The 6,212-nt window shown below is 68.4% G+C and carries 7 protein-coding genes; all 7 read left to right on the forward strand.

Annotated elements, in window-relative coordinates:
• A partial coding sequence (locus AX744_RS03130; RefSeq protein WP_061015366.1) for a fluoride efflux transporter FluC occupies nt 1-267 on the forward strand: 267 nt, incomplete at its 5' end.
• A complete protein-coding gene (locus tag AX744_RS03135; RefSeq protein ID WP_061015367.1) occupies nt 264-623 on the forward strand; it encodes a fluoride efflux transporter FluC in 360 nt (119 codons plus the stop codon). The genes AX744_RS03130 and AX744_RS03135, both read left to right, overlap by 4 nt.
• Nucleotides 624-798: 175 nt before the next feature.
• Complete coding sequence (locus tag AX744_RS03140) at nt 799-2,067, forward strand: ABC transporter substrate-binding protein (RefSeq protein WP_061015368.1); 1,269 nt, start codon at nt 799-801, stop codon at nt 2,065-2,067.
• A 4-nt stretch (nt 2,068-2,071) separates the two neighbouring features.
• Entirely contained in the window at nt 2,072-3,031 is a 960-nt protein-coding gene (locus tag AX744_RS03145) for a carbohydrate ABC transporter permease (RefSeq protein ID WP_061015369.1), read from the forward strand.
• Entirely contained in the window at nt 3,024-3,911 is an 888-nt protein-coding gene (locus AX744_RS03150) for a carbohydrate ABC transporter permease (RefSeq protein WP_017204308.1), read from the forward strand. The genes AX744_RS03145 and AX744_RS03150 overlap by 8 nt, the downstream gene beginning before the upstream one ends.
• Before the next feature lie 3 nt (nt 3,912-3,914).
• A complete protein-coding gene (locus tag AX744_RS03155) occupies nt 3,915-4,970 on the forward strand; it encodes a LacI family DNA-binding transcriptional regulator (RefSeq protein ID WP_061015370.1) in 1,056 nt (351 codons plus the stop codon).
• Between the two features lie 42 nt (nt 4,971-5,012).
• Nucleotides 5,013-6,194, forward strand: a complete 1,182-nt coding sequence (locus tag AX744_RS03160; RefSeq protein WP_197429146.1) for a Gfo/Idh/MocA family protein — start codon at nt 5,013-5,015, stop codon at nt 6,192-6,194.
• Nucleotides 6,195-6,212 lie beyond the last annotated feature (18 nt).

Raw genomic sequence — 6,212 nt, forward strand, 5'->3', positions numbered from 1 at the left:
GTGCTGGTCGCCAACGTCGTCGGGGCCCTCCTGATCGGACTGCTGGCCGCGCGCCTGCCCGCCACAGCCGAGCTCCGACTCGCGCTCGGCACCGGCGTGCTCGGCGGCTTCACCACCTACAGCGCCTTCATGACGGGCACCCTCTCCCTGTGGGCGGACGCGCCTGTCATCGCCGTCGCCTATGCGGTCGGCAGTCTCACGCTCGGGCTCGCCGCGGCGGCTCTGGGACTGCGTCTCGGTCGGCCGCGCGCGGGAGGGGCATCGTGAGTCCGCTCCTCTTCATCGGTGCAGCGCTCGCCGGAGGGGTGGGCGCGGTGCTGCGCTACCTCGTCGATCTCGGGGTCGCCCGCTTCACGGGCCGCCGTTTCCCCTGGGGCATCCTCCTCGTCAACCTCAGCGGCTCGTTCGCGCTCGGAGTCGTCGCCACTGCGCTGCCCGACGCGGCCTTCCTCCTCGGGGCGGGGCTGCTCGGTGGGTTCACGACCTTCAGCACGGCGATGCTCGACACGGTCGCCCTGTGGCGTGACGGAGAGCGCCCGGCGTCGGCCTTCAACGCGGTCGGGATGCTGTTGCTCGGTCTGCTCGCCGCGGCTCTCGGTCTGGCTCTCGGTTCCGTTCTGTAGTCGTCGGGCCTTCCCGCATCGCGCATCCGCCCCCGCGATCGGACCATTCGCGCGATTCGAACGACTCGATGGTTGCGGGGGTGTCAACCTCGGGGTACTCTCCTTGTTAATCGATTAGCGCTAAACGATTAACAACCGTGAATCCGCGCACCGTGCACTGTCGAAGGAGACACCGATGCCCCGTACGACCCGCCGCGCTCTCGGCGCCATCGCCGCGTCAGCCGCAGCCGTTCTCGCCCTCAGCGCCTGCTCGTCCGGAACCGGGGGAGGGAGCTCGGACGGCGAGGTCACCCTGAGCTACGCCATCTGGGACGAGAACCAGAAGCCTGCGATGGAGGACATCGCCGCGGCGTTCACGAAGGAGCACCCGAACGTCACGATCGACATCCAGGTCACGCCGTACAAGGAGTACTTCACCAAGCTGCAGACTGCCGCGACCGGTGGTTCGGCGGCCGACGTGTTCTGGATGAACGGCCCGAACTTCCAGCTGTACGCCTCGAACGGTCAGCTCGCTCCCCTCGACGACGGCGGGATCGACGCGGCCGACTACCCGCAGGGCCTGATCGACCTCTACACCTACGACGGGAAGCTCTACGGGGCACCGAAGGACTTCGACACCGTCGCCCTCTGGTACAACAAGGCGCTGTTCGACGCGGCCGGGGTGGGATATCCGTCGGCGGGCTGGACGTGGGACGACTTCTCCGCCGCGGCCGCGAAGCTCACCGACCCTGCCACGGGGCAGTTCGGAGTCGCGGCAAGCCAGTACGGGCAGGAGAACTACTACAACTCGATCGCGCAGGCCGGTGGTGAGGTGATCTCCGCCGACGGCACGAAGAGCGGCTACGGGTCGCCCGAGGCACTCGCCGGTATCGAGCTGTGGACCGACCTGATCGCCGCAGGATCGTCGCCCACGGCGCAGCAGATGACCGACACCAACCCCGAGGACTTCTTCCTCTCCGGCAAGGTCGCCATGTTCCAGAACGGATCGTGGGCGGCCATCGCCTACGCGGACAACGCCGAGATCGGCGGCAGCGTCGACGTGGCCCCGCTTCCCGCCGGAGCAGAGGGCAACCAGAGCGTGATCCACGGCGTCGGCAACGTCGCCAATGCCAAGAGCGCGCACCTCGCCGAGGCCAAGCAGTTCGCCGAGTTCGCCTCCGGCGAGCAGGCGGCGAAGATCCAGGCCGAGACCGGCACCGTGATCCCCGCCTTCGACGGCACCCAGCAGGCGTGGGTCGATGCGTTGCCGCAGTACGACCTGCAGGTCTACATCGACGCGCTCGACGACGCCGTCCCCTACCCGGCATCGAAGAACACGTCGGCCTGGACGAGCATCGAGAGCGAGGTGCTCTCGCAGGTCTGGTCGGGGGCGGTCGCCCCGGAGGAGGGTCTCCAGGACCTCGCCGAGCAGATGCAGGCGGCACTGGACGCCGAGCAGGAGTGATCGCATGACCGTCATCGCGCCACGCGCGGTCGAGACGGCGGGGCGGATGCCGGCGACCCCGGCATCCGCCCCCCGCCGCCGTCGACGGAGCCCAGCGGCCTCGGCCTGGTGGGCGCTGGTGTTCCTCGGCCCGACCGCCCTGGGCATCGCCGTCTTCTACCTCTGGCCGACCGTCCGCACGCTCATCATCTCGTTCACGAAGTCCGGCCCGTTCGGAGGGGCCGAGTGGGTGGGCCTCGACAACTACACGCGCCTGTTCCAGGACCCCGAGCTGATCGGAGCCCTGCGCAACACCGCGATCTACACGGTCATCGCGCTCATCGGCATCCCGCTCGCCGTGGCCATCGCCGCCCTGCTGAACACCACGGGGCTCAAGGGCCGCAGCGCCTATCGCACGCTGTACTTCATCCCCGTGGTCACCATGCCCGCGGCGATCGCGCTGGTCTGGCGAATGATCTACAACGGCGATTACGGCGTGCTGAACGCCGCGCTCGCCGCCGTCGGCATCGAGGGGCGCAGCTGGCTCACCGATCCGGACACGGCCCTGATCGCGATCGCCGTCGTCGGCATCTGGGCGGGACTCGGCACGAACATCGTCATCTTCCTCGCCGGGCTCCAGGGCATTCCCGACACGATCATGGAGGCGGCCGACCTGGATGGCGCCGGTCCCGTGCGCAAGTTCTTCTCCATCACGATCCCACTGCTGTCGCCGTCGATCTTCTTCGTCAGCGTCATCAGCGTGATCGGGGCGCTGCAGGTGTTCGACCTGATCTACATGATGCTCGGACGCAGCAATCCCGCGATGCCGAACACCCGCACCGTCGTCTACCTCTTCTACGAAGCGGGGTTCCTCGACAACGACCGCGGTTATGCGGCCGCCGTGGCCTTCCTGCTGCTGGTGATCATCCTGATCCTCACGATCGTGCAGTTCCGTCTGCAGAAGAAGTGGGTGCACTATGAGTGACGTTTCCCTCGACACACGCGCCATCGTGGGCGCGAAGCCCGCGCGCTCCGGGGCGGGGAAGCCCAAGAACCGCGGTCTCTGGATCGTGCACCTCGTGCTCCTCGTCGGCGCAGTGCTGATGGTCTTCCCGTTCGTCTGGCAGCTGCTCACCTCGTTCAAGACGCTGTCCGACTCGGTGCAGGTGCCGCCGTCGTTCCTGCCGCGCGAGTGGGTGTTCACCAACTTCGCCGAGGTGTTCGACTCGATGCCGTTCGCGCAGATGTTCCTGAACTCCGTGTGGCTCACGGTCGGGCGCACGGTGGGTCAGGTGGTGCTCTGCACCATGGCGGGCTATGCGTTCGCGCGCATCCCGTTCCCCGGCCGCAACGCCCTGTTCGTGGTGTTCCTCTCTGTGCTGATGGTGCCGTCACAGCTGTACCTGCTGCCGCAGTACGAGATCATCCAGTCGCTCGGCTGGCTCAACACGCTGCAGGCGCTCATCGTGCCCGGCATCTTCAGCGCCTTCGGGACCTTCCTGATGCGACAGTTCTTCATGTCGATGCCCGCCGAGCTCGAGGAAGCCGCACGCATCGACGGCGCGAATCCGTGGCAGACCTTCTGGCGCATCATGGTTCCGCTCGCGAAGCCTGGCATCATCGCACTTGTGGTGTTCACTGTGCTGTGGTCCTGGAACGATCTGCTCTGGCCGTTGATCGTGACGACCGATCCCGCCAAGATGCCGCTGTCGGTGGGCCTGTCGCAGCTGGTCGGCATCCACGGCACGGACTATCCGGTGCTGATGGCGGGCGCGCTGCTGGCGACGCTGCCGATGCTGGTGACCTTCATGGTGCTGCAGCGACAGTTCATCCAGGGCATCGCGTTCAGCGGATCGAAGGGCTGAGACATGGCGAAGAGCGAGCACCAGGCGCCCCGAAGGCCGACGCTGCGGATGGTCGCCGAACGGGCGGGAGTGTCGACGGCGACGGTGTCTTACGTGTTCTCCGGTCGGTCGGGGACGAACGGGGCCGGTGTCGCCGAAGCCACGGCGGCGCGGGTGCTGGCGGCCGCCGACGAGCTGAACTACCGACCGAACAGCGCGGCCCGGGCGATCCGCACCGGACGCAGCGGCATGGTGCAGCTCTCGCTGCACATGCTGAGCGACCCGTGGTCCCTGGCGGTGGCCGATGCCGTGAACGCCGAGGCGAACAGGCACGGGCTCACCACGCTGATCCTCGCCGACGGCGACTGGCACGCGGCCCTCGACCGGGTCGAGAGCGACGTAGCCTACCTCGACGGCGTGGGTCTCGACGATGCGGCGCGGAAGAACCTCGCCGACCTCGTGCGCCGCGGACAGCGCCTCGTGGTGTTCTCCGAGCATCTGGACCCGGACGGCTTCGACGTCATCCGCTCCGACGCGATCCCCGGGTGCGAGATCGCGATGGATCATCTGCTGGAGACGCACACCGCGATCGGGTGCATCGCCGCGGAGGGGGCGGTGCGCCTCGCCGACGAGCAGATCACCCGCTACACGCCGTATGTCGAGAAGCTCGCTGCCGCCGGCATCGTTCCCGATCCTGCGTGGACGGTGACCTACGCCGACACCCAGGCGAGCGCCTTCACCGCGGCGGTCGAGCTGCTGTCCGGCGAGAACCGGCCGCATGCCGTGTACGCCACGACCGACTTCGCAGCGATCGCCACGATCAATGCCGCGCACATGCTCGGCCTCCGCGTGCCGCACGATGTCGCGGTGGTGGGGGTCGGCAACACCCCGGACGCCCGCCTGATCGCGCCGACCCTCACGACCGTCGGTCCGACCGACTTCTACGAGCGGCAGGCGCGCATCATCGTCGACCGCGCTCTCGAGACCGACCCCGCACCAGGGCGTCTGCACGAGTTCGCATGGACGCTCTTCCCCGGCGGATCGACCGACCTCGACGCCCCCGCCCCGCGGGCCCGTTGACCTCGGCATCCCGCACAGACTCATCACACAAGAAGGACCATCGTGGATCTCCAGATCGGCATCATCGGCTTCGGCGCGCGCTCGACCCTGCAGGAAGAGGTGCATCGACCGGGGCACGGCTCGCGCATCTCCGCCGTGTGCGACCTCGCCCCGCGTGCCCGGGAGGACGCCCGCCTGCTCGTGCCGGACGCGCTCGTCACCGACTCGCTCGACGAGCTGCTCTCCTCGGGCGTCGACGCCGTCATGGTGCTCACCCCCGACGACACGCACGCCGCGCTCAGCATCCGCGCGCTCGAAGCCGGCGTGCCGGTGTTCTGCGAGAAACCCCTCGCGATCGACCTCGCCGACGCCGACCGCATGCTCGAGACCGCACGCCGTACCGGCACCGGGCTCTACATCGGCCACAACATGCGGCACATGCCCGTCATCACACTCATGCGCGGGCTGATCCAGAGCGGCCGCATCGGTCAGGTCAAGGCCGTCTGGGTGCGCCACTTCGTCGGGCACGGCGGCGACTTCTACTTCAAGGACTGGCACGCCGACCGTCGCCGCACCACCGGGCTGCTGCTGCAGAAGGGCGCCCACGACATCGACATCATCCACTGGCTCGCCGGCGCGTACAGCGAGCGTGTCTCGGCGATGGGCGCGCTCAGCGTGTACGGCGACATCACCGACCGGCGTGACCGCACCGGGGAGCGGATGCCGGACTGGTTCAGCATGGACAACTGGCCGCCGACCGCGCTGACGGGACTGCACCCGGTGGTGGACGTCGAGGACATCTCGATGGTGAACATGCAGCTGGAGGGCGGGATCTTCGCGTCATACCAGCAGTGCCACTTCACGCCCGACTACTGGCGCAACTACACCGTGATCGGCACCGAGGGTCGCATCGAGAACTTCGGCGACGTGGCCGGCAGTGAGGTCAAGCTGTGGAATCGGCGTCATGCCGGAGCGGCGGCGGCCGACGAGACCTTCATCGTCCCGGAGGTGCCAGACGCCGGGCACGACGGTGCGGACGCCCTGCTCGTCGCGGAGTTCCTGCGCTTCGTGCGGCACGGCGGACTCACCGAGACGTCGCCCGTCGCGGCCCGCGAGGCCGTCGCCGCCGGCATCCTCGCCACCGCGTCGCTGCGTGGCGACGGATCGGCGATCGAGGTTCCGCCGTTGGATCCCGAGCTCGTCGCCTACTTCGAGCGCGGGCAGGTCGAGGCCGCGCTGGTCTGAACCCACCCGTCTTCGAAT

Origin of the sequence: Microbacterium sp. CCH5-D1 (assembly GCF_001557335.1) — a bacterium.
Lineage (GTDB): Bacteria > Actinomycetota > Actinomycetes > Actinomycetales > Microbacteriaceae > Microbacterium > Microbacterium oxydans.